Source organism: Massilia sp. LXY-6, assembly GCF_051233485.1.
Lineage (GTDB): Bacteria > Pseudomonadota > Gammaproteobacteria > Burkholderiales > Burkholderiaceae_D > Telluria.
On record NZ_JBKFGF010000036.1, the window covers coordinates 1 to 23993 of the forward strand.

General features: G+C 68.1%; 22 protein-coding genes. 8 read left to right on the top strand and 14 right to left on the bottom strand.

The features are described from left to right. Window positions 1-794, bottom strand: a 794-nt coding sequence (locus ACI48D_RS16285) for a COG4705 family protein (protein ID WP_435572284.1), incomplete at its 3' end; no start/stop codon positions are given. Beyond that, a complete protein-coding gene (locus ACI48D_RS16290; protein WP_435572285.1) occupies window positions 791-1261 on the bottom strand; it encodes a VTT domain-containing protein in 471 nt (156 codons plus the stop codon). The genes ACI48D_RS16290 and ACI48D_RS16285, both read right to left, overlap by 4 nt. A gap of 219 nt (window positions 1262-1480) precedes the next feature. On the opposite strand from ACI48D_RS16290, the gene ACI48D_RS16295 reads away from it, so the two are divergent. Beyond that, a complete protein-coding gene (locus ACI48D_RS16295; protein ID WP_435572286.1) occupies window positions 1481-3100 on the top strand; it encodes a phytoene desaturase family protein in 1620 nt (539 codons plus the stop codon). A 3-nt stretch (window positions 3101-3103) separates the two neighbouring features. Here the strand turns inward: ACI48D_RS16295 and ACI48D_RS16300 are convergent, their stop codons facing one another. The 4 genes from ACI48D_RS16300 to ACI48D_RS16315 all read right to left on the bottom strand — a co-directional run bounded on the left by ACI48D_RS16300 (window position 3104) and on the right by ACI48D_RS16315 (window position 7230). Continuing rightward, a complete protein-coding gene (locus ACI48D_RS16300; protein WP_435572287.1) occupies window positions 3104-3967 on the bottom strand; it encodes an ABC transporter permease in 864 nt (287 codons plus the stop codon). A gap of 12 nt (window positions 3968-3979) precedes the next feature. Beyond that, window positions 3980-4753: an ABC transporter ATP-binding protein gene (locus ACI48D_RS16305; protein WP_435572288.1), complete on the bottom strand. Its 774-nt coding sequence runs from the start codon at window positions 4751-4753 to the stop codon at window positions 3980-3982. Next, entirely contained in the window at window positions 4753-5748 is a 996-nt protein-coding gene (locus ACI48D_RS16310) for an ABC transporter substrate-binding protein (RefSeq protein WP_435572289.1), read from the bottom strand. The genes ACI48D_RS16305 and ACI48D_RS16310 overlap by 1 nt, the downstream gene beginning before the upstream one ends. A 93-nt stretch (window positions 5749-5841) precedes the next feature. After that, window positions 5842-7230, bottom strand: coding sequence for a porin (locus ACI48D_RS16315; protein WP_435572290.1), 1389 nt, complete (start codon window positions 7228-7230; stop codon window positions 5842-5844). Window positions 7231-7369: 139 nt separating this feature from the next. On the opposite strand from ACI48D_RS16315, the gene ACI48D_RS16320 reads away from it, so the two are divergent. Both ACI48D_RS16320 and ACI48D_RS16325 read left to right on the top strand, forming a co-directional pair. Beyond that, complete coding sequence (locus ACI48D_RS16320) at window positions 7370-8041, top strand: response regulator (RefSeq protein WP_435572291.1); 672 nt, start codon at window positions 7370-7372, stop codon at window positions 8039-8041. Between the two features lie 4 nt (window positions 8042-8045). Further along, the gene (locus tag ACI48D_RS16325; protein ID WP_435572292.1) at window positions 8046-9437 is read left to right on the top strand and encodes a sensor histidine kinase; all 1392 of its coding nucleotides are present in this window, start codon (window positions 8046-8048) and stop codon (window positions 9435-9437) included. On the opposite strand, the gene ACI48D_RS16330 is transcribed toward ACI48D_RS16325, so the two are convergent. The 4 genes from ACI48D_RS16330 to ACI48D_RS16345 form a co-directional block, all read right to left on the bottom strand. Next, window positions 9438-10232 (bottom strand): ABC transporter permease, encoded by a 795-nt coding sequence (locus ACI48D_RS16330; protein ID WP_435572293.1) that lies wholly within the window; start codon window positions 10230-10232, stop codon window positions 9438-9440. Beyond that, window positions 10229-10861, bottom strand: a complete 633-nt coding sequence (locus tag ACI48D_RS16335) for an ABC transporter ATP-binding protein (RefSeq protein WP_435572294.1) — start codon at window positions 10859-10861, stop codon at window positions 10229-10231. The genes ACI48D_RS16330 and ACI48D_RS16335 overlap by 4 nt, the downstream gene beginning before the upstream one ends. Beyond that, window positions 10849-11109, bottom strand: coding sequence for a hypothetical protein (locus ACI48D_RS16340; protein WP_435572295.1), 261 nt, complete (start codon window positions 11107-11109; stop codon window positions 10849-10851). The genes ACI48D_RS16335 and ACI48D_RS16340 overlap by 13 nt, the downstream gene beginning before the upstream one ends. Before the next feature lie 139 nt (window positions 11110-11248). Further along, complete coding sequence (locus ACI48D_RS16345; protein WP_435572296.1) at window positions 11249-12637, bottom strand: nucleobase:cation symporter-2 family protein; 1389 nt, start codon at window positions 12635-12637, stop codon at window positions 11249-11251. Window positions 12638-12818: 181 nt separating this feature from the next. On the opposite strand from ACI48D_RS16345, the gene dxs reads away from it, so the two are divergent. Together dxs and hpnD are read left to right on the top strand one after the other, a co-directional pair. Further along, complete coding sequence (dxs, locus tag ACI48D_RS16350) at window positions 12819-14594, top strand: 1-deoxy-D-xylulose-5-phosphate synthase (protein ID WP_435572297.1); 1776 nt, start codon at window positions 12819-12821, stop codon at window positions 14592-14594. A gap of 9 nt (window positions 14595-14603) precedes the next feature. Further along, a complete protein-coding gene (gene hpnD, locus ACI48D_RS16355) occupies window positions 14604-15452 on the top strand; it encodes a presqualene diphosphate synthase HpnD (RefSeq protein WP_435572298.1) in 849 nt (282 codons plus the stop codon). 32 nt (window positions 15453-15484) lie between these two features. Here the strand turns inward: hpnD and ACI48D_RS16360 are convergent, their stop codons facing one another. Both ACI48D_RS16360 and ACI48D_RS16365 read right to left on the bottom strand, forming a co-directional pair. Next, window positions 15485-16630, bottom strand: coding sequence for a glycosyltransferase (locus tag ACI48D_RS16360; RefSeq protein WP_435572299.1), 1146 nt, complete (start codon window positions 16628-16630; stop codon window positions 15485-15487). 136 nt (window positions 16631-16766) lie between these two features. Beyond that, window positions 16767-17420: a trimeric intracellular cation channel family protein gene (locus ACI48D_RS16365; RefSeq protein ID WP_435572300.1), complete on the bottom strand. Its 654-nt coding sequence runs from the start codon at window positions 17418-17420 to the stop codon at window positions 16767-16769. A gap of 145 nt (window positions 17421-17565) precedes the next feature. Here ACI48D_RS16365 and lldD point away from each other — a divergent pair, with 145 nt between their 5' ends. From lldD to ACI48D_RS16380, 3 genes are all read left to right on the top strand, one after another. Then, window positions 17566-18699 (top strand): FMN-dependent L-lactate dehydrogenase LldD, encoded by a 1134-nt coding sequence (gene lldD, locus ACI48D_RS16370; protein ID WP_435572301.1) that lies wholly within the window; start codon window positions 17566-17568, stop codon window positions 18697-18699. Between the two features lie 12 nt (window positions 18700-18711). After that, window positions 18712-19455, top strand: a complete 744-nt coding sequence (locus ACI48D_RS16375) for a sulfite exporter TauE/SafE family protein (protein ID WP_435572302.1) — start codon at window positions 18712-18714, stop codon at window positions 19453-19455. Between the two features lie 116 nt (window positions 19456-19571). Next, the gene (locus ACI48D_RS16380; RefSeq protein ID WP_435572303.1) at window positions 19572-21884 is read left to right on the top strand and encodes an FdhF/YdeP family oxidoreductase; all 2313 of its coding nucleotides are present in this window, start codon (window positions 19572-19574) and stop codon (window positions 21882-21884) included. Between the two features lie 100 nt (window positions 21885-21984). On the opposite strand, the gene ACI48D_RS16385 is transcribed toward ACI48D_RS16380, so the two are convergent. Beyond that, window positions 21985-23076 carry an alpha/beta fold hydrolase gene (locus ACI48D_RS16385; RefSeq protein WP_435572304.1) on the bottom strand — a complete coding sequence of 364 codons (1092 nt, stop codon included), beginning with the start codon at window positions 23074-23076 and terminating at the stop codon, window positions 21985-21987. Between the two features lie 122 nt (window positions 23077-23198). Then, complete coding sequence (locus ACI48D_RS16390; RefSeq protein ID WP_435572305.1) at window positions 23199-23948, bottom strand: lipid-binding SYLF domain-containing protein; 750 nt, start codon at window positions 23946-23948, stop codon at window positions 23199-23201. Between the last annotated feature and the right edge of the window lie 45 nt (window positions 23949-23993).

Genomic DNA, 23993 nt, shown 5'->3' on the forward strand with positions numbered 1-23993 from the left:
CAGGCGCGGCGCCTGACCGGCTCGGCGCGCTGCGGCAACAGGACGATCAGCGCCAGCATGCACGCGCCCAAGGCCGCCGAGGCCGAGAACCGGTCCATCGCCAGGCCGCCGTTCGCCACCGGCTTGTCGAGGAAGTCGCCGACCGTCGCGCCGAGCGGGCGGGTCAGCACGAAGGCGGCCCAGAACAGGACCGTATGCGACACCTCCGTCCAGAAATAGGCAGCGGCGACCAGCGCCAGGCCGGCCGCGAACAGCAGGGCGCCGTCCTGGTATCCGAGGCCCAAGCCGGTCAGCGGATCGGCCACCCAGTCGCCGAGGGCGGTGCCGAGCGTCTGCGAAAACAGGATGGTGATCCAGTAGAAGATCTCGGCTTGTCGCGAATCGAGCTGTTCGACCGCCACGCTGCCCAGCGTCCGCTGCCAGGCCAGCAGGGAGGCCGCCAGCAGCGCCGCCAGGATCGCCGAGCCGCCCAGGTAGCCGATCCCGAGCGAGCGGTCGCAAAAATCGGCGAGCGTGGTGCCGACCGTGGTGGTGGCGACGATGACGCTCCAGAACAGCATCGGCTGGAATCGCTCGGCCCGCAGCTGCATGCCCAGTGCGCACAGCAGGATGACGGCGAACACCAGGGTGCCGACCAGGTAGCCGAGGTTCATCGACATCGTCAGGGCGTCGCCCGCGGTCTCGCCCAGCGTGGTCGCGGCAATCTTGATCAGCCAGAAGCCGAACGTCAGGGCCGGCACCTTGCCGAGGGCCGGCGCCGGCGCCGCGTATCCATGATGATCGTGTCTTGTCATGCCTTGTCCTCGATGGTGGTGGCCCGGCTGTCCCCGTTACCGCGCTTGCGTACCCAGGCGATCAGGCCCGGCACCAGGGACAGCGCGACAATGCCGAGCATGACCAGGGTCAGGTGCCCGCCGAGCCAGGGCAGCTTGCCGAATGCGTAGCCGGCACCCAGCAGCGCCGCCACCCATGCGGCGCCGCCGATGGCGTTGTAGGCCAGGAAGCTGGCGAAGGGCATGTGGCCGAGTGCCGCGACGAAGGGCGCGACGCTGCGCACCACCGGCACGAAGCGGGCCAGCACGACGGTCTTGCGCCCATGGCGCTCGAAGAAGCCTTCGGTGCGCGTGAGGTATTCGCGCTTGATCAGGCGCAGCCGGTGCCCGTCCGCCACCCTTCTGCGCAGCAGGGTGGCGGCCGCGATCAGCAGCGGCACCAGCACCGGCAGGGCGAAGCTGCCCTGGGCCGCCAGCGCGCCCGCCATGCGCGATCCGCGTAGCTCGAATATCGTTCCTGCCCTGGCATGTCGTGGATGGTCCTCGTCGTTCGTCCGGTCCGCCAAGGATAACGTCCAACCGGGAGCGCACGGGCTATGTAACGGAAATTTAATGTTCAGGACGGCATGCCCTCATCCGCCCGGGGTCGATGGGTGCAATTTTCCGCTCTTCGGTACACAATGCTCGTGTTCAACCGGGAGACCAGCATGCGCGATGCGATCGTTGTCGGTGGCGGCCATAATGGCCTGGTGTGCGCCTTCTACCTGGCCCGCGCCGGGCTGAAGGTCACGGTGCTGGAACGGCGCGGCGTGGTCGGCGGCGCGGCGGTGACGGAGGAATTCCATCCGGGCTTCCGCAACTCGGTGGCGTCCTACACGGTGTCGCTGCTGAACCCCAAGGTGATCCGCGAGATGGACCTGGCCGCCCACGGGCTGCGCGTGGTCGAGCGGCCGCTCTCGAACTTCCTGCCGCTCGACGATGCGCGCTACCTGAAGCTCGGTGCCGGCCGCACGGCTGCCGAAGTGGCGAAATTCTCGCAGCGCGACGCCGACCGGCTGGACGCCTATGCGCAGCACCTCGATGCTGCGGCCGACCTGTTGCGCGCCCTGGTGCTGGAGACACCGCCGAACCGGGTAGAGGGTGGCTGGCTCGGTGCGCTGCCGGAGCTGCTCAAGGCCGGCAGGATCGGCAAGCGGCTTGCCAGGCTGCCGCTGCCGGCCCAGCGCGGGCTGCTCGACCTGTTCACCAAGTCGGCCGGCGATGTCCTCGACGGCTGGTTCGAGAGCACGCCGATCAAGGCGGCCTACGGCTTCGACAGCGTGGTCGGCAACTATGCCAGTCCTTACACGCCGGGTTCCGCCTACGTGCTGCTGCATCATGTGTTCGGCGAAGTGAACGGCAAGAAGGGCGCCTGGGGCCACGCCATCGGCGGCATGGGCGCCATCACGCAGGCGATGGCGAAGGCGGCGCGGGCGCGCGGCGTCGAGATCCGCACCGATTGCGCGGTCAGCGAGATCCTGCTGGACAAGGGGCGCGCCACCGGCGTCGTTACGGCAAAGGGCGAACGCCTCGCTGCGCGCGTGGTGGTGTCGAACCTGAATCCGCGCCTGCTGTACACCCGCCTGGTCGACCCGGCCGCGCTGCCCGACGATTTCCTGCGCCGCATGCGGGCCTGGCGCTGCGGCTCCGGCACCTTCCGCATGAACGTGGCGCTGTCCGAGCTGCCGGACTTCAGCTGCCTGCCGGGCACGGAGGCGGCCGAGCACCATGCCAGCGGCATCATCATCGCTCCCAGCCTGCAGTACATGGAGCGCGCCTACCACGACGCCCGCGCGCACGGCTGGGCGCGCGAACCGATCGTCGAACTCCTGATCCCGTCGACGCTGGACCCGACCCTGGCGCCGGCCGGCCGGCACGTGGCCAGCCTGTTCTGCCAGCACGTGGCGCCCGAGCTGCCCGGCGGCGCCAGCTGGGACGATCACCGCGAGCGCGTGGCCGACCTGATGATCGATACCGTGGACCGTTATGCGCCGAATTTCAAGCGCGCGGTGCTGGGACGGCAGATCATGAGCCCGCTGGACCTGGAGCGTAGCTTCGGCCTGGTGGGCGGCGACATCTTCCACGGCGCGCTGGGGCTCGACCAGCTGTTCTCGGCGCGTCCGATGCTGGGCCACGCCGACTACCGCGGCCCGGTGGCGGGCCTGTACACCTGCGGCGCCGGCACCCATCCGGGCGGCGGCGTCACCGGGGCGCCGGGGCACAACGCGGCGCGCGAGGTGCTGCGCGACGTCGCCCGCCGCGCCCGGCGCCACGGCGCCGGGAGCTAGCCCCTACATGCCCATCTCGACGAACTGCGGCGGCTTCCACTTCAGCAATCTGTTTTCGACGGCCGTCAGCAGATATTCGGCCGCCAGCGCCACGACGGCCAGGACGATCATGGCTGCGAACACGCCGGCAGCGTTGAAGGTGCCCTGCGCCGTCGAGATCAGCAGGCCGATGCCGTGGCGCGCGCCGAGAAATTCGCCGACCACGGCGCCGACGAGCGCGAAGCCGAAGCTGACATGCAGGCTGGCCAGGATCCAGCTCAGCGCCGAAGGCAACACGACCGAACTGGTCACCTGGCGCGCGCTGGCGCCGAGAATGTAGGCGTTCGCGATCATGTTGCGGTCCGCTTCGCGCACGCCCTGGAAGGCGTTCCCGAACACCACGAAGAACACCATCACGACGGCCAGCGCCACCTTCGAGCCCATGCCGAGACCGAACATGATGATGAAGATGGAACCCAGCACCACGCGCGGTATCGCATTGGCGACCTTGATGTAGATGCTGAAGACGTCGGCCGCCAGCTTGTTGCGACCCAGGGCGATGCCGCAGACGATGCCCAGCACGCTGCCGATCAGGAAGCCAAGCACGGTTTCCTCCATGGTTACCAGCAGTTCGCTCCACAGCGGACCCTGTCCCGTTCCTTCGGTGAGCCAGGCGGCCAGCTGCTGGTAGATCGCACTCGGCTGCGAAAAGAAGAAGGGGTCGAGCCAGCCGATCCGGACCGAGAGTTCCCAGGCCGCGATCACGGCCACCGCCAGGCCGGCCCGCAAGCCGAGCACCAGGCGCCGGTAATGCTGTGCGCGCTGCACTGCCCGGCGTTCTTCCGCGCCGGGCATCGCCGGCGTACTTGTAGATATTGTCGTGTTCATGTTGTGCTTCGCTTAGATGCTGACTTCTGCCTTCAGATCGGCCCAGATCTGCCGGGACAGGGCGACGAACTCGGGGGTGTAACGCGCTTCCGCGGCGCGCGGACGCGGCAAGGGAATGTCGTACACGCTCTTGACGGAACCCGGCCCCCTGGTCAGGACGACCACGCGGTCGGCCAGTGTGATCGCCTCGTCGATGTCATGGGTGACGAAAACGACCGATGCCTTGCGCTCCGACCACAGGCCGAGCAGCTCTTCCTGCATCATCGCGCGCGTCTGCACGTCCAGGGCAGAGAAGGGCTCGTCCATCAGCAGGATGGCCGGTTCGTTGATGAAGGTCTGCGCCAGTGCCACGCGTTTGCGCATGCCTCCCGACAGCTGGTGCGGATAATGGTGTTCGAAGCCGGCCAGGCCGACCCGGCGCACCCAGTCGGCCGCCTTGTCGCGCGCGGCGCTCGGGTCCAGGCCGCGGAAGACCGGGCCGCTCGCCACGTTGTCGAGCACGCTCTTCCAGGGGAAGACCGCATCGGCCTGGAACACGAAGCCGATCCGCGGGTCGATGCCGGTGACCGGCTTGCCGAATACCTTCACCGAGCCGGACGAAGGCGGATTCAGCCCGGTGATCATGCCCAGGGTGGTCGACTTGCCGCAGCCGGTCGGGCCGACGATGGCGCAGAATTCGCCTTCCTTCACGGTCAGGCTGAAGTCGCGCAGGGCCTGCGTGACTTCGCCCTTCGGGCTGACGAATTTGCGTCCGACATTAATTAGTTCGATGACGGGCATGCTCATCACTTGACGGCTTTCACGAATTCCGTCGTATAGGTGCCGGCCAAGTTGATCGACTTGCCCTCGACTGCCTTGTCGAAGCTCGCCAGGACCTTCAGCACGGTCGCGGGACCCTCGGCCGGCATCACGCCGTCGGGGGTGAACATCTGCTTGCCCGTCTCGAGCGCTTCGATGTAGAGCTGCTTGTTGCCCGCATAGTATTCCGGCGGCAGTTTGTCGGCGATCTCCTTGGCGCTGTGGGTGTTGATGTAGCGGAGCGTCTTGACGAAGGCCGTCGCGATCTTCTGCACCTGCTCCTTGTGGCTGTTGACCCAGGAGGTCTGCATGTACAGCGAAGCGGCAGGGTAGGGGCCGCCCAGCGCGGCCGTGGTGCTCTTCAGGCTGCGCAGGTCGACCAGTACGCTGGCCGCATTGGTCGATACCAGACGCGCGATGGTCGGTTCGGTGGTCATGCCCGCATCGATCTTGCCTTGTGCCATGGCGGCAATGAAGGTCGAGCCGGCGCCTACCGGCAGCGTCGTGAATTCGCTGTACTTGACGCCGGCGCGCGAGGCCAGGTACTGGGTCAGGAAATTGGTCGACGAACCCAGGCCGGTGACGCCCAGGGTCTTGCCCTTGAAGTCGGCCGGCGACTTGATGCGCCCGGCCGCCGCTTTCGACACCAGGATCACTTCGCCGGGAGCCTGGCTGAACTGGACCACCGACTCCACCATCTTGCCGCGCGCCTGCAGGTCGATCGTGTGATCGTAGAAGCCGATCACACCCTGGGCCGCGCCGGACAGCATTTCGGTTTCGGCGTTGACACCGGCCGGCTCGCTCAGCAGCTCGATGTCCAGCCCGGTCTCCTTCAGGTAGCCGAGTTGTTCGGCCAGCTTGGCCGGCAGGTAGATCTGCTTTTCCATGCCGCCCACCATGATGGTGATCTTCTCGGCGGCGCAGGCCTGTCCGGCCAGCAGTGCGAAGACGACGGCGGGCAGGATCTTGTACGGAACGTTCATGATGTCTCCTTATTCATTATTCTCGAGGCCGGGATGGCGTGCGCCGATTCTGCCGCCGCCCACCCAGCCCGTCTATACGTAAATACCGTCGTCTCAGAAGCGGAAGCGCAGGCCGGTTGCGAGTTCGAACTGGGAATCGGCGCCATGCGCCTGCGACGCCTTGTAGCTGCCGTCGGTGTTGAGGTAGTCCGAGGCCAGGTACAGTTCGGTACGCTTGTCGAAGTGGTAGAACACCGAGCCGTACCAGGTCTTGCGCTTGCCGGTCGCCGTCTTTTTGGCGGCCGAGGTGTCGGCATAGGCATTCAGGACGTAGCCGCCGCCGTTGACGGCCGCGTTGGTGGCGTTCATCGTCTGCCAGCCCAGTTCGTAGTCGAAGTGGCCGCCGGGCGCGAACTTGGCGGAGATCGTGTAGGCATTGTCATGGCGGTCGCCCAGTGCCGCCGGCTGCTCGGCCGTGTAGTGGACATAGCCGGTATTCAGGCGCACCATGCCGATCTTGTAGTTGCCGCCGATCGACCAGGAAGTGTGGGTGAAGTCGCTGACCACGGCGGTGTTGTAGAAGCCGGAGACATTCAGGTCGCCGCCGTTGTAGGCCAGGGCGATCGACTTGGTGGTGGCCTCACGGTTGTTGCCTGGTTCGCCGCCCACCTGGTAGGCCAGGCCCGCCATCAACTTGCCGTAGCTTTTCTTCCACACGATCCCCTTGTCGTAGCGGGTACCGGTGGCACTGCCCGAATAGAAGATGAATTGCTTGAAGTTGTTGTTGTTAGTATAGCCGCCCTCGTCGTAGGTCACGCCGGCGCTGCCGTAGGCATCGCCGTAGATCTTCGAAAATTCGCGCGCCAGGGTGTTCTGGCGGCCAAAGGTCAGCTTGCCCAGGGTCGGGCTTTCCAGGCCCAGCCAGGCGTCGCGGTTGAACAGGGTGCCGGGCGTGTCCATGTCGCCGGTCGGGAGTTCGAATTCGCTTTCGAGCTTGAAGATCGCCTTCAGGCCGCCGGTATCGGGCAGCAGGTGTTCGCCCTCGAGACCCCAACGGTTGCCGCTGAACCAGGCCACGGACATGTCGTTCTGGGTGTGGCCGGCAGCGTCGGCGTTGGTCTTGCGGCTCATGCTGAGGTCGATCAAACCGTACAGGCGCACGAGGTCGCCGCCGCGCCGATAGACCAGCCCTGCGGATCCCGCGGAGCTGGCGCCCAGCGGGTCGCTCTGGCGGCCGGTCTCGTCGCTGGCGGTGGCGGCACCGGTCGTTGCGGCCGTGTGGCCGGGAGCCCCGTTGTCGGCGACCGCATGGCTGTCATGCGCGGCCATGGCTTGCTGCACCTGTACCAGTGCGTCCTGGGCCTGCTTTGCCGCGAACTGCGCATCGGCGGCCGCCTTTTGCGCCTGCGCCAGGGCAGTCTGCAATTCCTGAACGGATTGGGTTTGTGCCTGCGCGGCGGCGCCCAGCGTACCGAGAACGGCGATTGCCATCAGCTTTTTCATACGGACTCCATCGTTGTTATAAGGTGAGCAACCGACTATAGAGATGGCAACCCTACTAAATGCCTACAATCAACTTCCTTTCAAAAAAGTAATGTTCAGCAGCTTGCTGCAAGTGTCCGTAAGCTGGATGATTGTCGAGATGAAGCTCTTACTCACCGAAGACAATCGCGATCTGTCGGCCTGGCTGACCCGTCTGCTGAACCAGTCCGGCTATGTCGTGGAGCAGGCGTTCAGCGGCGAGGAAGCCGACCTGCTCCTGCGCACGCAGACCTACGACGCGATCCTGCTCGACCTGACCCTGCCACTGCTGAGCGGGCAAACCCTGCTGCGCCGCCTGCGCAGCGAGGACAATGGCGTGCCGGTGCTGATCATCAGCGCCCAGGATTCGCTGCAGGACATCGTCGAGCACCTGAACCTGGGTGCGGACGACTATCTCGCGAAGCCATTCGACATCCAGGAACTGGAGGCACGCCTGCGCTGCCTGCTGCGGCGGGCCAGCGGCAAGGCCAATCCGGTATTCAATTGCGGCAGCCTGTCCTACGACAGCAATTCAAAGATCTTCCGGGTCCGCGAACAGGTCCTGCAGCTGACCCCGCGTGAACATGCGGTGCTCGAGACACTGATGCGCAAGGTCGGCAAGACGGTATCGAAGCGCGACCTGGCCGATAGCCTGGTGATCCTGAACGACATGGTCACGCCGAAGGCGCTCGAGGTGTACATGGTGCGCCTGCGAAAGAAACTTGAGGACAGCGGTGTTGCCATCATTACCTTGCGCGGGCTTGGCTACATGCTGAGCGCGGTCGAGGCCTGAAACGATGCACAGCCTCAAATCTCGCCTGGCGGCATGGATTTTCGTGCCGATCCTGGGGTGTTCGGCGATCGACCTGGTGGTCACCTACCGCAGCACCGACCGGGTCGCGGCCGAAGTCCAGCGGCAGTTGCTGAAAGGATCGGCCCGCATCATCGCCGAGCAGGTGGCCGCTGACGGCGGCACCAGCCCTGCCGGAGTTCCGCCGGCCGCGTTCGAATTGTTCGCCGACGAACATCAGGACCGTGTGTTCTACGCGGTGCGCAGGGCGGACGGCCGCCTGATCGATGGCGACGCCGCGCTGGCTGCGCCTTCGCAGCTCGGCCAGGGCGAGCAGGAAAGCTATTTCAAGAGCAGGGTCCGCGGCCAGCCCGTGCGCGTCGTCGCCTACGCCCAGGACCTGCGCGACGGCGGCCGCATCACGGTCGAAGTGGCGCAGACCATGCGTGGCCATGCCGCATTCCGCAAGCGCCTTTTCCTGATCACCGCGCGCGAACACCTGATACTGCTGACGCTGGTGCTCGCGGCACTGGTGGTCGCCTTCCGGTCGACCTTGCGCCCCCTGATGCGTTTCAGCGAACGGGTCGCCCAGCGCCAGCCGGGCTCGCTCGAGCAGCTCGACGCCGAGGCCGTGCCGAGCGAGCTGCTGCCCGTCATCGGCGCCCTGAACGGCTACGTGGTGAGGCTGGACCAGACCTTGTCGGCCTATGAGCGTTTCGTCGCCAGCACGGCGCATCATCTGCGTACCTCCTTCGCCATCCTCACCTCGCAGCTGAATTACGGCATGCGCGACGAGCGCGTGACGCCAGAACAGAAGATGCTGCTGGCCGCGATGCAGAACACTACGCTGCAGGGTGCCAAGGTGATCAACCAGCTCCTGATGCTGGCCAGTATCGAACAGGGGCGCCAGCACGCCGCCCGTGCGCCGGCTTCCAGCACCACCGCGCTGGGGGAGATCGTGACCTCGGTGATCGAGGAACTGGCCCCGCTGGCACAGCGCTTCGACGTCGAGCTGGGCCTGGACGCATCCGACGACAGCCTGGCGCTGTCGACACCCTCGCACCTGCTGCGCGAGATCACCTTCAATCTGATCGACAACGCCATCAAGCACATGGGCGGGCCAGGACTGGTCAGCGTGCAGGTACAGCGCGCCGGGGAGTTCGCACTGCTGCGCATCGTCGATACCGGCCCCGGCATCGCGCCCGTGCATCTGGACCGTGTGTTCGAACGCTTCTACCGTGCCGATCCGGAAAAGCCGAACAGCTTCGGCCTCGGTCTCTCGATCGTCAAGGAGATATGCGATTCGCTGCAAGGCGATATCCGCCTGTGCACCCCGGACCAGGGCCGTGGACTGCAGGTCGACGTGCGGCTGCCGCTGGCGGCTGCCATGGCGGCATAGTCAGGCGCGCAGCCGGTCCAGGCGCAATCGTTGCCGCTCGTCGCTCAGCGCCCGCACCGCCAGCAGCGCCGCGCCCACCGACGCCAGCCCGCTGGCGCCCGCCAGCAGGAACATCAGCAGGATCTGGTACTTCACCGCTTCCATCGGGTCCATCCCCGCCAGCAGCTGGCCGGTCATGATCCCGGGCAGGGTGATGATGCCGGCGGCCGACATCTGGTTCGCCACCGGGATCATGCCGCGCCGCGTGGCATTGCGCACTAGCGGGCCGATCGCTTCGCGGAAGGGCGTGCCCAGCGCCAGCCGCGCCTCGATGCGCCCGCGCTCGCGCACCACGCCGTCCAGCACGCCGTCGAGCGCGAGCGAGGCCGCGTTCAGCACACTGCCCAGCACGATGCCCATCAGCGGGATCGCATAGCGCGGCGCATACCAGGGATCCGGCCGCACCGCCGTCGTCAAGGCCAGCAGCACGGTGGCGAAGCCGGCGCAGGCGACCACCGCGGCGCTGATCTGGTAATTCATGTGGCGCTTCAGGCGCTGCTTCGGCCGGGTCGCGACTTCGCGGGCCGCGGCGGCGATCATGAACAAAATCACGGCGGCGGTGGCGCCGGCGGAGGCGCTGGCGAACACGGCGCGCAAGACCATGCCGACGATCGCCAGCTGCACCACCATCCGCACGGCCGCGACCAGGATCTGGCGATGCACGCCGAGCCGCAGCGCCAGCGACAGCGCGGCATCGAGCAGGATCAGCAGCGCCGCCGCCAGCAGGTCCCAGGGGCCGAGGTGGATCGCGTTCATGTGCTGCTCAGTCTTCCGTGTTCGAGCCGGAAGATCCGCTGCGCCAGGCGCCGCGCCTGCTCGGCGGAGTGGGTCACGATCAGCACCGCCATGCCGTCCGCCAGGCGCGCGGCCAGCAGGGCTTCCGCGCGCGTCACGGACTCGGGGTCGAGCGCGGCGGTCGGCTCGTCGAGCAGCAGCACGCGCGGCGCGCGCGCCAGCGAGCGCACCAGGGCCAGGCGCTGGCGCTCGCCGGTGGACAGGCGCTCGATCTCGGTGTCCAGCAGCGCGGGCGCCAGCCCGAGCGCGGCCATCGCGCCGGCCACGAAGCCGCGCTGCGCGGCCGTGAAGTGCGCGCCGGCGCTCGCTTCCCACCACGCCGGCTCGGCCGCCTGGTAGACCACCTGCGCGCGCCATGCGGGCGCCGGCATCGCGCTGCTTGCCTGCCCGTCGAGCAGGACCTCGCCCTCGTGCGGATCGAGGTCGGCCAGCATGCGCAGCAGGACGCTCTTGCCGGCGCCGGACGGGCCCTGGATCGCGACGCATTCGCCGGCCGCGAGTTCGAAGTCGAACGGGCCGCCAAAGCGCGAGCGCAGGCCGCGCGCGGACAGGCGCGCGCAGGCAGCCCGGTCCGCGTTCAACGCAGCCATGCGCGCAGCACGTCGGCGCTCTGCTCCATGCCCGACTTCAGGCGGCGCTCGGCGAGTGCCGCGCATTGCTGGGGACTGCCGCCGCCCTGGTCGGACGCCTTGGCGGCGATCGCCTTGGCCGCGATCCCGAAGGCCAGGATGGCTTCGTCCCAGCTCAGCCCCGACGCCAACGCGTGTTCGACGACGTGCGCCGCCAGCGCGCCGAGGCGTTCGACCCGCTCGGCATCCATGTTCCCAAGTGTGAGCATCTGCTTCCCTCCGGTCAAAATGGGGCGGACCCCGACCGTGCCCTTGTATCACGGCGCGGCCCCGCGTTCCGTGCGTTTCAGCGCGTAGGTGCGCAAGCGCGACTTGCCTGCGACACCCCAACCCAGGATCGCGCTGTTGTCAGCCGGGCTGCGCGCACTCGTGCGGCGCCGGCAGGAACCAGTTCATCAGCACCGCGCAGATGCCGCCGGTCGCCACGCCCGATTCCAGCACATTGCGCAGCGCCGACGGGATGTGGGCGAGGAATTCCGGTACCTGCGACACGCCCAGGCCCAGCGCCAGCGAGACGGCAATGATCAGCAGGGCGCGCCGGTCCAGGTGCACGCTGGCCAGGATGTTGATGCCGGCCGCGGCCACCGCGCCGAACATGACCATGGCGGCGCCGCCGAGAACCGGCTCCGGCACCGCCTGGATCACCCCGGCCACGCCGGGGAACAGGCCGAGCACGACCAGGAACAGGGCGATCCACATGCCGACATGGCGGCTGGCGATGCCGGTGAGCTGGATCACGCCGTTGTTCTGGGCGAAGATCGAGCTGGGGAAGGTGTTCAGGAGCCCGGCCAGCAGCGAGTTGGCGCCGTTCACCAGCACGCCGCCCTTGATGCGGCGCATCCACACCGCGCCTTCGACGGGCTCGCGCGAGACCTTGCTGGTCGCGGTGACGTCGCCGATGGCTTCGAGCGAGGTGACGAGGTAGATCACGATCATGGGAATGAACAGCGACCACGAGAAGCTGAGGCCGAAGTGCAGCGGCCGCGGCACCTGGAACCAGGCCGCCTGGTGCATGCCGGTAAAGTCCAGCCGGCCCAGCGCGCCGGCCAGCGCATAACCGACCGCCAGCGCGATGATGATGGCGGCGCTGCGCATCCACACCACGGGAACGCGGTTCAGCGCGACGATGATGGCCAGCACGACGCCGGACAGCAGCAGGTTCTCGCCGTTGGCAAAGGTCCCGTTCGACATCGCCGCGAAGCCGCCGCCCATGCTGATCAGGCCGACCTTGATCAGGGTGAGGCCGATCATCAGCACCACGATACCGGTGACCAGCGGCGTGATCACGCGCTTCAGGAAAGGCAGGACGCGCGACACGCCCATCTCGATGAAGGAGCCGGCCACCACCACGCCGAAGATCGCGGCCATCACGGCTTCGACCGGGGTGCCCTGCTTGACGAGGAGTGTCCCGCCGGCGATCAGCGGGCCGACGAAGTTGAAGCTGGTGCCCTGCACGATCAGGAGTCCGGCGCCGAAGGGGCCGAAGCGGCGGCACTGGACGAAGGTGGCGATGCCGGACACCACCAGCGACATCGAGACGATCAGGTTGGTGTCGCGCGCCGACACGCCCAGCGCCTGGCAGATCAGCAGGCCGGGGGTGACGATCGGGACAATGATCGCCAGCAAGTGCTGCAGAGCGGCAAGGATGCCGATGGTGGCGGCGGGACGGTCTTCGAGTCCGAGCACCAGGTCGGGGACGGCGGGCGTGGAGGCGGGCAGCGGCGGGCGTGTGGTCATGGGCGCGAGCAGGGCAAAAAGCGGATTCTACCGTGATAAGCGCGCCGGCAGGTGACGGGCTTTCGCGTGATCAATTTCCCAGACCCGGGCCAGCGCACGCTTGCAGTGTTCAGCTGACCGGAAGTTCTGGATGTTCTAGAATTGTCTGCCTGCCGGTGTCCGCCGCCCTGGAGGATGACGCATGAACCTGCTTGATGCCATCGATGATCCGGCCGCGCTGCGCAAGCTGCCGCGCGCGCAACTCGCACCCCTGGCCCGCCAGCTGCGCCAGTTCCTGCTCGATTCCGTGTCGCGCACCGGCGGCCACCTGTCCTCGAACCTGGGCACGGTCGAATTGACGATCGCGCTGCACTACGTGTTCGACACCCCGCGCGACCGTCTGGTGTGGGACGTCGGCCACCAATCCTATGGCCACAAGGTGCTGACCGGGCGGCGTACGCGGATGCACTCGCTGCGCCAGCAGGGCGGGCTCTCCGGCTTCCCGCGGCGCGCCGAGAGCCCCTACGACTGCTTCGGCACCGCACACTCGTCGACCTCGATCTCGGCCGCCCTAAGCATGGCCGAGGCCGCGAAGCTGGCCGGCACGGATGTGCTCTCGGTGGCGGTGTGCGGCGACGGCGCCATGAGCGCGGGGATCGCCTTCGAGGCCCTGAACAATGCCGGCCACGACAAAGAGCTGCGCCTGCTGGTCATCCTGAACGACAACGGCATGTCGATTTCCCCCGCGGTGGGCGGATTGAGCCGTGCACTCGGCCGCGTCTCCGATCCCTCGGGGCCGGCGCCGGCCCTGTTCGCCGAACTCGGCTTCGAGTACAGCGGCCCGCTGGACGGCCATGACCTCGACGCGCTGGCTCCGGCACTGGAAAGCATCGGCCGGCGCATGGGCCCGCAATTCCTTCACGTGGTGACCCGCAAGGGCAAGGGTTACGGCCCGGCCGAGGCCGCGCCCACCCTGTACCACGGAACCGGCAAGTTCGACCCGCTGCAGGGCCTGCCCCCGCCGGCGCGCGGCAAGCCGACCTACACCGAGGTCTTCGGCGACTGGCTGTGCGACATGGCCGCCGCCGACGGGCGGCTGGTCGGGATCACCCCGGCGATGCGCGAGGGCTCGGGCATGGTGCGCTTCGAGCAGCTGTTCGCGGATCGCTATTTCGACGTCGGCATCGCCGAGCAGCATGCCGTGACCTTCGCCGGCGGGCTGGCGGCCGAGGGGATGAAGCCGGTGGTCGCGATCTACTCGACCTTCCTGCAGCGTGCCTACGACCAGCTGATCCACGACGTCGCCCTGCAGAACCTGGACGTGACCTTCGCGATCGACCGCGCCGGCCTGGTGGGGGCGGACGGCGCCACCCATGCGGGCAACTACGACATCGCCTTCCTGCGCTGCATCCCGAACATGGTGCTGATGGCCGCTTCGGACGAAGGCGAGTGCCGGCGCATGCTGAGCACCGCCTACCGCCACCCCGGCCCGGCCGCGGTGCGCTACCCGCGCGGCAGCGGGGCCGGCGCCGCGGCCGGAGCGGAACTGGACGGGATTCCGTTCGGACAGGGCGAGATCAGGCGGCGCGGACGCGGCACCGCGATCCTCGCCTTCGGCTCGATGGTGGCGCCCAGCTTGGCCGCCGGCGCCGAGCTGGGCGCGACGGTGGCCAACATGCGTTTCATCAAGCCGCTCGACCTCGAGCTGCTGGCGCGGCTGGCGCGCGAGCACGACCAGCTGGTGACGGTGGAAGAGGGCGCGGCCATGGGCGGTGCCGGCGCGGCGGTGGCCGAGGCGCTGGCGGCTGGCGGCATCGTCAAGCCGCTGCTGATCCTGGGCCTGCCCGACGTCTTCATCGAGCATGGCGACCCGGCAGACCTGCTGGGCGCGGCTGGCCTGGACGCGGCCGGCATCGCGGGCGCGATCCGCCGGCGCTTCGGGGTCGGCGCCTCGCGCCTGGTCGCCAACGCCAACTGAGGCCAGGCCATGCGCACCGATACCGAGATGGCCAGCCAGCGGGCAGCGCGCCGCGCCAGCTCCTTCGACATGGCGATGCGGATCCTGGCGCCGCCGCAGCGCGCCGCCATGTTCGATATCTACGGCTTCTGCCGCGCGGTGGACGACGTCGCCGACGGCGACATGGCGCCGCAGCAGAAGTGCGCCGCGCTGGAGCGCTGGCGCGAGGAGGTCGACGCCTGCTGCGCGGGGGCGGCGCCGGCACACCTGCGCTCGCTGGCGTGCCACATCAAGGCCTACGGACTGGCGCGCGAGGACTTCCACGCCGTGATCGACGGGATGCTGATGGACGCCCAGGCCAGCCCGATCTGCGCGCCGCCGGCGGCCACCCTCGACCTGTATTGCGACCGCGTCGCCAGCGCCGTCGGGCGGCTGTCGGTGCGGGTGTTCGGCATGCCCCCCGGCGACGGCATCCTGCTGGCCCACCACCTGGGGCGCGCGCTGCAGCTCACCAACATCCTGCGGGACATCGACGAGGATGCCGCCGTCGGCCGCGCCTACCTGCCGCGCGAGCTGCTGCTGGACGCCGGGATCGGACCGATCACATGTTCCTGGGGCGCCCGGGCGATCGCCGCCCATCCATCGCTGCCGGCCGCCTGCACGGGCCTGGCAGCCCAGGCATGCGGGCACTACGGCGAAGCGCACGCGATCCTGCGCCGCCAGAGCGCCGCGTGCGCGCGGGCGCCGCGCCTGATGGGCGCGGTCTACCAGGCGCTGCTGGCGCGGCTGGTGGCGCGCGGCTGGGATCATCCGCGCGCCGCGGTCAGGGTCGGGAATATCGAGCGCATCGGCATCCTGCTGCGCCATGCCTTCGTATAGGCATACCGGATCGAGCGGTTCGGGCGCGAAGGCTAGTTCGACTTGAGCGCCTGGCTGCGCCCCTTCCACTGCCCGCCGCGGCCGTGCAGGTGGCGCCAGGCCGAGGCCAGGGTGGCGCCGAGGTAGAACAGGGCGACCAGCGGCAGCGCCGGCGCCTGCAGCAGCGGGCGGCCGTAGTAGCGCAGCATGGGGCAGTAGATCGCCGCCATGATCAGCCAGGCCGCGCCGGCCATCGCGCCCGCTGGCGAACCGGGGCCGAGCAGGAGCAGCAGCGCCGGCGGCGCGGCGTACAGCAGCAGCATGCCGGCCGCGGTTGCGGCCAGGCGCCAGGGCGAGTGCCGCAACTGGGTGTAGGCGCTGCGGGCGATCATGTTCCAGAACGCGCGCCAGCCATAGGCGCGCAGCGAGCGGCTGCTGTCGGCCAGGTCGAGCCGGATCGGCCCGCGGCGCTTCAGGGCCGCGGCCAGCGCGCAGTCGTCGATCAGGGCGCCCCGGATCGCCGCCAGCCCGCCGATGGCCGCCAGCGCGTCGAGGCGCGCGAGCATGCAACCGCCGGCTGCCGCCGCGCTGCGCGAGCCCGGCTGATTGACCCAGTCGAAGGGGTACAGCATCGCGAAAAAGAACACGAAGGCCGGCACCAGCGCCCGTTCGGCCTTGGAATCGCAGCGCAGCCGCACCATCAGCGAGCTCAGTACGCGCTGCTCCGCCTCGGCCCGGGCAAGCAGTTGCCGCAGCATTGACGGCGCGTGGGCGATGTCGGCGTCGGTCAGTAGCACGTAGACCGTGCCGGGAAAGCGCTCCGCGAGCACGGCCATGCCCTCGGCCTGGGCCCACACCTTGCCTGCCCAGCCGGGCGGGAGCGGGCGCGCGCGGACCACGGTCAGGCGCCGTTCGAGTCCGAGCCGGCGCGCGGTCGCGCCGGCGACGGCGGCGGTGCCGTCGCTGCTGTGGTCGTCGACGACGATCACGTGCCATGCACCCGGATAGTCCTGGGTCAGCAGCGAGCCGAGCGCGGCGCCCAGGAGCTCGGCCTCGTCGCGCGCCGGGACCACGGCCACGACCGGGGGCCAGCGGGCCGGTTCGGAGCGGGGCGCGGGCAGGCGGACCCGCCAGAAGCCGCCGCGCAGCAGGGCCAGCACCAGCCAGGCCAGCAGGATCGCGCAGGACAGCGCCGCCATCGCTCAGCGCCGTATGAAGGAACGCATCAGGCGCAGGGCGCCTGGTACCAGCTGTTTCACATCGAACACATCGGCGGCGTACGCATCCATGCTGGCTCCCGGCGGCACTTGCGGATCACCCGGCGATGATACTCCCTCAGTCCTCGGGGGCGCGCGCGACCGGCAGGTGCCAGTCCCAGCGGATCGCCGCCATGCGCAGGCAGAAGCACAGGGCCGCGCCGGCGCAGGCCATCGGCGTCGACGGCAGGCCCAGGACGTGGCCGATCACGACCACGCAGGCGCCGGCCAGGGCCGCCACCGCGTAGACGTCGGCGCGGAGGACCGTGGGCACTTCGGACAGCAGCACGTCGCGCGCGACGCCGCCGCCGATGCCGGTCAGCATGCCGAGCAGGGCGGCCATCTCCGGCTCCAGTCCGAACACCAGGGCCTTCTGCGCGCCGGCGACGCAGAACAGCGCCAGGCCGGCGCCGTCGAACACCAGCACCAGACTCTTCAGGTGGCGCAGCTTCGGGTACCAGAAGAAGATCAGCAGGCCGGCCAGCACCGAGACCGCCAGGTAGCGCCAGTCGCTGATGGCGGCCGGCGGCTTGGCTCCGATCAGCAGGTCGCGCACGATGCCGCCGGAGTTGGCGGCGACGAAGGACAGCACCAGCACGCCGAAGATGTCCAGCCTCCGTTTGACCCCGGCGGTCGCCCCGCTCAGCGCGAACACGAAGGTGCCGATCAGGTCGAGCGTCAGGACGAGCGTCTTCAGGGCCGCCGCCACGTCGAGGGAAACTGCCGGGAACATCGGATGTCTTTACTCTGCAATGAAAGTGACCGGACAATATAGCACCGGCACCGCGAAATCAAGCGCCGGCATAGCCATGCGGCCGTGTTTCGTCGTACACTGGTCAGTAAGACAAGAATTGCAGCCGGCAAGCCTGCCAAGACCCATGATCATCTCATCCGCAACCGATTTCCGCGAAGCCGCACGGCGCAAGCTGCCGCCCTTCCTGTTCCACTACCTCGACGGCGGCGCCGGCGCCGAACAGACCCTGCGCGCCAACGTCGGCGACCTCCAGACCGTCAAGCTGCGCCAGCGCGTACTGCGCGGCTCCGAGCAGCTCGACCTGACGACCGACTGGTTCGGCCAGCAGCATTCGCTGCCGATCGCCCTGGCCCCGATCGGCCTGGCCGGCATGTATGCGCGCCGCGGCGAGGTCCAGGCGGTGCAGGCGGCGGGCCGCGCCAACATCCCCTTCATCCAGTCGACGGTGTCGGTCTGTTCGCTGGCCGAGGTGGCGGCCAAGGCCGCAAAACCGATCTGGTTCCAGCTGTACGTGCTGAAGGACCGCGGCTTCATGCGCGACATCATGCGCCGCGCCAGCGAACTGGGTGCGACCACCCTGATCTTCACGGTCGACATGCCGGTGCCCGGCAACCGCTACCGCGACCTGCACAGCGGCATGAGCGGCGACGCCGGCCCGCGCCGCCGCATCCTGCAGGCGATGATGCACCCGCGCTGGGCCTGGGACGTCGGCGTGCACGGCCGTCCTCACGACCTGGGCAACATCTCCACCTACCGCGGCTCCGCGACCGGGCTCGAAGACTATATCGGCTGGCTCGGTTCGAACTTCGACCCCGGCATCAGCTGGCAGGACCTGCAGTGGATCCGCGACGAGTGGAAAGGCAAGCTGGTCCTGAAAGGCATCCTCGACACCGAGGACGCGCGCGACGCCCTGGCCTTCGGCGCCGACGGCATCGTGGTCTCGAACCACGGCGGCCGCCAGCTCGACGGCGCGCCGTCCTCCGCCAGCGTGCTGCCGGCGATCGCGGACGCGGTCAAGGGCAAGATGACGATCTTCGCCGACGGCGGCGTGCGCACCGGCACCGACGTGTTCCGCATGCTGGCGCTCGGCGCCGACGGCGTCCTGATCGGCCGTGCCTTCATCTATGCGCTGGCCACCAGCGGCCAGGCCGGCGTCGAGCGCCTGCTGGCGATCATGGAGAAGGACATCCGCACCAATATGGTCCTGACCGGCGTGAAGTCCCTGCGCGAGATCGGTCCGCAGGTCTTGGCGGCCTGAGGCGGAGCGGCGATGCTGCTGCTCGTGGTCTTCCTGGCCGGTCTGTGGGCCGGCGTCCAGAACACCCTGGCCGGCGGCGGGTCCTTCGTCACGCTGCCGGCGCTGATCCTGTCCGGCATGTCGCCGCTGGCCGCCAACATCACGTCCACCGTGGCGCTGTTTCCCGGCCAGATCACCGCGGGCTATGCCGGCCGCAAGCTGGTGAGCGGGGCGGCGGGCCTGTCCTTCCGCACGCTGTTCGTGCTGAGCATCCTGGGCGGCGCGGCCGGCGGACTCCTCCTCCTGCATACCTCGCCCAAGGTGTTCGCACGCCTGGTGCCTTGGCTGGTGCTGTTCGCTACCGCCGTCTTTACCTGGGGCAGCTTTTTCCGCAAGGCTTCCGCCGAGAAAGCAGCGCACCTCGGCCAGTTCACTACCGGCGCCGCGCAGTTCCTGATTGCGGTCTACGGCGGCTACTTTGGCGGCGGCATCGGCATCCTCATGATGGCGGCGCTGACCATGGCCGGGCTGTCGGCACGCAACGCCGGCGGCACCAAGAACGTGCTGGCGGGGGTGATGAACGCCTCGGCGGTGGTCCTGTTCATCACCTCGCCCGAGTTGCATTGGCTACAGGCGGGGGTGCTGGCCGTGGGCGCCATCCTCGGCGGCCTGGCCGGCACCTGGGCCTTGCACCGCGTCAACGAGAAGGCGCTGCGCGTGGCGATCGTCGGCATCGGCATCGCCCTCACCGTGGGCTTGTTCCTGCGGCCTTTGTAGATGGCTGCGGGGAGCCGCAGGTCCGCCTTTCGGAGCCGGCTTGTTGCTGCGTGTCTTTTGAAAATCTAATATTTAACAATCTCGGTAGAATTGCCTTTCATTGCAAAGGAGGGCGTATGCCAAGGAAAGACGTACCGGGAATCGGAGAATACGGCGGCCCTGCGGGCGGCTGGGGCGCACTGCAGGCGGTAGCCAAGGCGCTGCGTGGCGAGATGTCGGCCAACCGTACCACGATCATGCTGCAGGTAAACCAGCCTCAAGGATTCGACTGCCCCGGCTGTGCATGGCCCGATCCGCGCGAAGGATCGTCGTTCGAATTCTGCGAAAACGGCGCCAAGGCGGTATCGTGGGAAGCGACCAATAAACGCGTGACGCCCGAATTCTTTGCCCGGCACAGCGTCAGCGAACTGTGGGAGAAGGAAGATTTCTATCTTGAGTGGGAAGGACGGCTGACCCACCCGATGGTCTACGATGCGGCCACCGACCACTACGTGCCGATTTCCTGGGACGACGCGTTCCGCCGCATCGGCGAGCAACTGCGCAGCCTCCCGGACCCGAACATGGCGGAGTTTTATGCCTCCGGCCGCGCTTCCAACGAGTCTGCCTTCCTGTACCAGTTGTTCGTGCGCGAATACGGCACGAATAACTTTCCCGACTGCTCCAACATGTGCCATGAGGCCACCAGTGTCGGCCTGCCGCAGTCGATCGGCGTCGGCAAGGGCACCGTGACGCTGGAAGATTTCGATCATTGCGATGCGATCTTCTCATTCGGCCATAATCCCGGCACCAACCACCCGCGCATGCTCGCCACCCTGCGCGAAGCTTCGCTGCGGCACGCTCCGATCGTCGTCTTCAATCCGCTCAAGGAGCGCAGCCTGGAGCGCTTCAAGTCACCGCAGAGCCCGGTCGAAATGACGCTCGGTAAGGCGGTGCCGATCGCGAGCCATTACTACCAGGTGAAAATCGGCGGCGACGCCGCGGTGCTCAAGGGCATGATGAAGACCGTGCTGGCGATGGATGCGGTGGACCACGACTTCGTCCGCGAGCACACCAGCGGCTTCGAAGACCTGGTGGCCGACCTCGATGCGACCTCGTGGGACGAGATCGTGGATGTCGCCGGCCTGTCGCGCGCCGACATCGAGGCCGCCGGCGCCATCTATGCCAAAGCCGAGCGTCCGATCATCTGCTACGGCATGGGCATCACCCAGCACCGGCACGGCACCGGCAACGTGCAGCAACTGGCCAACCTGCTGCTCCTGCGCGGGAATATCGGCAAGGAAGGCGCCGGCATCTGCCCGCTGCGCGGCCACTCCAATGTCCAGGGCGACCGCACCGTCGGTATCACCGAGATCCCGAGCCAGGACTTCCTGGATGCGCTTGAACGGGTGTTCGGTATCGAGGCGCCGCGCGAACACGGACATGGTGCGGTTCATGCGGTCGAGGCGATGCGCGACGGCCGCTCGAAGGCACTGATCTGCCTCGGCGGCAACCTGCCGACGGCGATGCCCGACCCGCAGGTCTGCTATGAGGCGATGCGCAATCTCGACCTCTCGGTACACATCGCCACCAAATTGAACCGCTCGCACCTGATGGTCTGCAAGAACACGTTCATCCTGCCCTGCCTGGGCCGTACCGAACTCGACATGCAGGAAACCGGCCCGCAGTCGGTCACGGTGGAAGATTCGATGTCGATGGTGCATGCCTCGCGCGGCAGCCTGCCGCCGGCCTCCGAACTGCTGAAGTCCGAGCCCGCGATCGTGGCCGGCATTGCGAAGGCGACGCTGCCCGAAACCAAGGTCGACTGGGATTACCTGATCGCGGATTACAACCGCATTCGCGACGCCATCGAGGCGGTCTTCCCCGACTTCGACAATTACAACGAGCGGGTGCGCGTACCGCGCGGCTTCCGCCTCGACATCCCGGCCGGGCGGCGCGAGTGGCGCACGGCGTCGGGAAAGGCCAACTTCATCGTCTTTGACAGCAAACGCCAGCGCCCGCTCGCGCGGCAGGATGCAAAGGACGCGCTGGTACTCGCCACGGTGCGCAGCCACGACCAGTACAACACGACCATCTACGGCAAGAACGATCGCTACCGCGGCATTACCGGCCGGCGCGACGTCGTCTTCGTCAACGAGGCCGACCTCGCCGAACGCGGCCTGGAGCACGGCGACCTGGTCGACATCGAGGCGGTGGCGGAATGCGAGAATGCCAGCGAGCCGCGGATCGTGAGGAATTTCGTGGCAGTGGCTTTCGACATCGCGCGCGGGTCGGTCGCAGCGTATTACCCGGAAGCGAACGGGCTGGTCGCGCTGGCCAACTACGACAGGCAAAGCGGGACGCCGTCGTACAAATCCGTGCCGGTGGTGCTGCGACGCGCGGCGTCCGGGGGCAAGGCGAGCCACGTCGACCGGCAGGAGGCTGAAGCATGACGTCGTACAGCTTGAGATCGCGAGCCCCGCTTTCGCGAGCTTGAAGGAGCGGCGCCGCAGCCTGGCCGGACGCGCCGGCTGCGGCCTATGTGGCGTCGCCCTACCAGGTATCCAGCCAGTCGAAGACCGCCGGCCAGATCCTGGCATGGGCGGTGCGGCCGACCAGCACGCCGACGTGCTGCAGGTTGACGCCGACGTCGCCCTCATAGTGCAGTACCTGCTTGCGCGGACTCGCCGCCGCTTCGTGGAAGGGCAGCACGGCGGCCGGCGGGATCAGCTTGCTGCGCGGGTCGATCACGCTCAGCAGCGGCGTGCGCAGCCCGGCCGGGCCGACGCGGCGGCCGCCGATGTCCAGCTGGCCCTGCATCAACTCGTCCCTGCGGTACAAGGATTCGACGAGGTCGATGAAGAGCCGCCCCGGCAGCGCGAACTCGTCGTGGGTCCAGCGTTCCACCTGCATGTGGGTGGCGAGGGCTTGCGGGTCGCCCAGCGACAGCCAGCGGTCGGTCCAGCGCTCCCACTGGAAGGCCTGCGGCTCGGCCATCGCGCTCATGGTGTTCAGGAACACGCCGGGGACGTGGCCGAAGGTCGCGGCGATGTCGCGCGCATCGGGCGCGGCCCGCACCAGCCGGTTGAAGCAGCAGGAACCAGGCTCGAAGTGCAGCGGCGATTCAAGCAGTATGGTGGCGCGCAACTGCTCGGGGTACAGGCAGCTGTGGATCGCCGCCAGGATGCCGCCCAGCGAGTGGCCGGCGATGACGGGCCTGGCGTGGGCTTCGTCGGCATCGGCGGCGATGGCCTGGCGGCAGGCGCCGAGCAGGCGGTCCGCGTAGTCGGCCAGGCCAAAGTCATGTTTCTCGTCAGAATCGTCCAACGGTACCCATTCCGCCAGGTAGACCCGGTAGCCGCGTTCCAGCCAGCGCTGCACCACGCTCACTTCGGGCGCCAGGTCCCAGATATAGGCCCGCTTGATCGGTGCCGGCACCAGCAGTACCGGCGGGCCCTCGGCGAGCTGCGGGCCGAAGCGGCGCAGGTTCAGGCCGGGTTCCGCGTGCAGGATGGTGGATGGGGTCGGCCGCGGGCCGTAGCCCGCACGTTCCAGCATCTGGCCGCGTGCCTGGCGGCTGCGATCCATCTGCTTGAGGGCCATGGCACCAAGGGTGCCCATGGAGTTCCAGTTCGTTGCGTACATGGCGGTCTCGTCTCATTCAGGAAGACTGCAATGTACGCCAATGCTGCGTGTGTACCAATGCCGCACGGGAGAAATGATGCGCCCGTTTGCGGCCGGCCAAACGCCTGTTCGCAAGGATATTTCTATTTGCCCAGGACGGTCCGCAGGGCGTCGGCCTGGGTGTTCTTCTCGGTGCTGTCGATCGTCTGCAGCGCCGACATCGTCTTGCCGTAATAGGCATCGTTCAGCCTCTGGTTGAAGCGGATGTCGTTGATCGCCAGCGTCGCGGCGTTGCCGAACAGGCCCTTGCTGCCGGACCAGGCGACCACGTCGCCGGTTGCCATCCCCGCCGCCAGGCGGCTGAAATTCACCACGGTGAGGCCGGCGTCCGCGCTCAGCGAGAAGTTGTTGCGGTTGCGAAAATGATCGACGGCCTTCTGGTTCATCAGCAACAGGGCAAAGGGACCGCCCTCGACGCCGGCCTGCAGGCCGACGCTGATGCCGCCGATGTTGAAGAAGGCGGGATTGCCCCAGCTGTCGTCGGCGCGCCTGACCATCAGCACCCCGGAGCCGCCTTCGCCGCCGACCCCGAGCGCGGCGCGGCCGTAGGTGGGCACCAGGTAGACGCCGCGGGCCTTCGCCAGCAGGTCCTGCATGCCGGTTTCTTTTGCCATGGCATTGACCACGCCGACCGCGTCGCTGACGCGCGTGAAGGCGGCTTGCTGGCGCCGCGTGGGATTGTCCTTGCTGCCGCTGTTGCCGGTAGCGCCCTGGCTGGCCGGCCGGTCCTGCACGGCAGCCGCTGGCGCCGTGGCGACGGGCAGCGCGCACAGCAACAGCAGGGCCGCGGCGGCCGGACAGGCGGTCCGGCGGAATACCTTGTTGGATGGCATATTCTTCTCCTTCTAGCGGTTCACATGCAGAATAGGTGGGTGACA

Coding starts and splice junctions, on each gene's coding strand:
- ACI48D_RS16290 (WP_435572285.1), bottom strand. CDS start 1,261: ATGGCGGGCGCGCTGGCGGCCCAGGGCAGCTTCGCCCTGCCGGTGCTG.
- ACI48D_RS16295 (WP_435572286.1), top strand. CDS start 1,481: ATGCGCGATGCGATCGTTGTCGGTGGCGGCCATAATGGCCTGGTGTGC.
- ACI48D_RS16300 (WP_435572287.1), bottom strand. CDS start 3,967: ATGAACACGACAATATCTACAAGTACGCCGGCGATGCCCGGCGCGGAA.
- ACI48D_RS16305 (WP_435572288.1), bottom strand. CDS start 4,753: ATGAGCATGCCCGTCATCGAACTAATTAATGTCGGACGCAAATTCGTC.
- ACI48D_RS16310 (WP_435572289.1), bottom strand. CDS start 5,748: ATGAACGTTCCGTACAAGATCCTGCCCGCCGTCGTCTTCGCACTGCTG.
- ACI48D_RS16315 (WP_435572290.1), bottom strand. CDS start 7,230: ATGAAAAAGCTGATGGCAATCGCCGTTCTCGGTACGCTGGGCGCCGCC.
- ACI48D_RS16320 (WP_435572291.1), top strand. CDS start 7,370: ATGAAGCTCTTACTCACCGAAGACAATCGCGATCTGTCGGCCTGGCTG.
- ACI48D_RS16325 (WP_435572292.1), top strand. CDS start 8,046: ATGCACAGCCTCAAATCTCGCCTGGCGGCATGGATTTTCGTGCCGATC.
- ACI48D_RS16330 (WP_435572293.1), bottom strand. CDS start 10,232: ATGAACGCGATCCACCTCGGCCCCTGGGACCTGCTGGCGGCGGCGCTG.
- ACI48D_RS16335 (WP_435572294.1), bottom strand. CDS start 10,861: ATGGCTGCGTTGAACGCGGACCGGGCTGCCTGCGCGCGCCTGTCCGCG.
- ACI48D_RS16340 (WP_435572295.1), bottom strand. CDS start 11,109: ATGCTCACACTTGGGAACATGGATGCCGAGCGGGTCGAACGCCTCGGC.
- ACI48D_RS16345 (WP_435572296.1), bottom strand. CDS start 12,637: ATGACCACACGCCCGCCGCTGCCCGCCTCCACGCCCGCCGTCCCCGAC.
- dxs (WP_435572297.1), top strand. CDS start 12,819: ATGAACCTGCTTGATGCCATCGATGATCCGGCCGCGCTGCGCAAGCTG.
- hpnD (WP_435572298.1), top strand. CDS start 14,604: ATGCGCACCGATACCGAGATGGCCAGCCAGCGGGCAGCGCGCCGCGCC.
- ACI48D_RS16360 (WP_435572299.1), bottom strand. CDS start 16,630: ATGGCGGCGCTGTCCTGCGCGATCCTGCTGGCCTGGCTGGTGCTGGCC.
- ACI48D_RS16365 (WP_435572300.1), bottom strand. CDS start 17,420: ATGTTCCCGGCAGTTTCCCTCGACGTGGCGGCGGCCCTGAAGACGCTC.
- lldD (WP_435572301.1), top strand. CDS start 17,566: ATGATCATCTCATCCGCAACCGATTTCCGCGAAGCCGCACGGCGCAAG.
- ACI48D_RS16375 (WP_435572302.1), top strand. CDS start 18,712: ATGCTGCTGCTCGTGGTCTTCCTGGCCGGTCTGTGGGCCGGCGTCCAG.
- ACI48D_RS16380 (WP_435572303.1), top strand. CDS start 19,572: ATGCCAAGGAAAGACGTACCGGGAATCGGAGAATACGGCGGCCCTGCG.
- ACI48D_RS16385 (WP_435572304.1), bottom strand. CDS start 23,076: ATGTACGCAACGAACTGGAACTCCATGGGCACCCTTGGTGCCATGGCC.
- ACI48D_RS16390 (WP_435572305.1), bottom strand. CDS start 23,948: ATGCCATCCAACAAGGTATTCCGCCGGACCGCCTGTCCGGCCGCCGCG.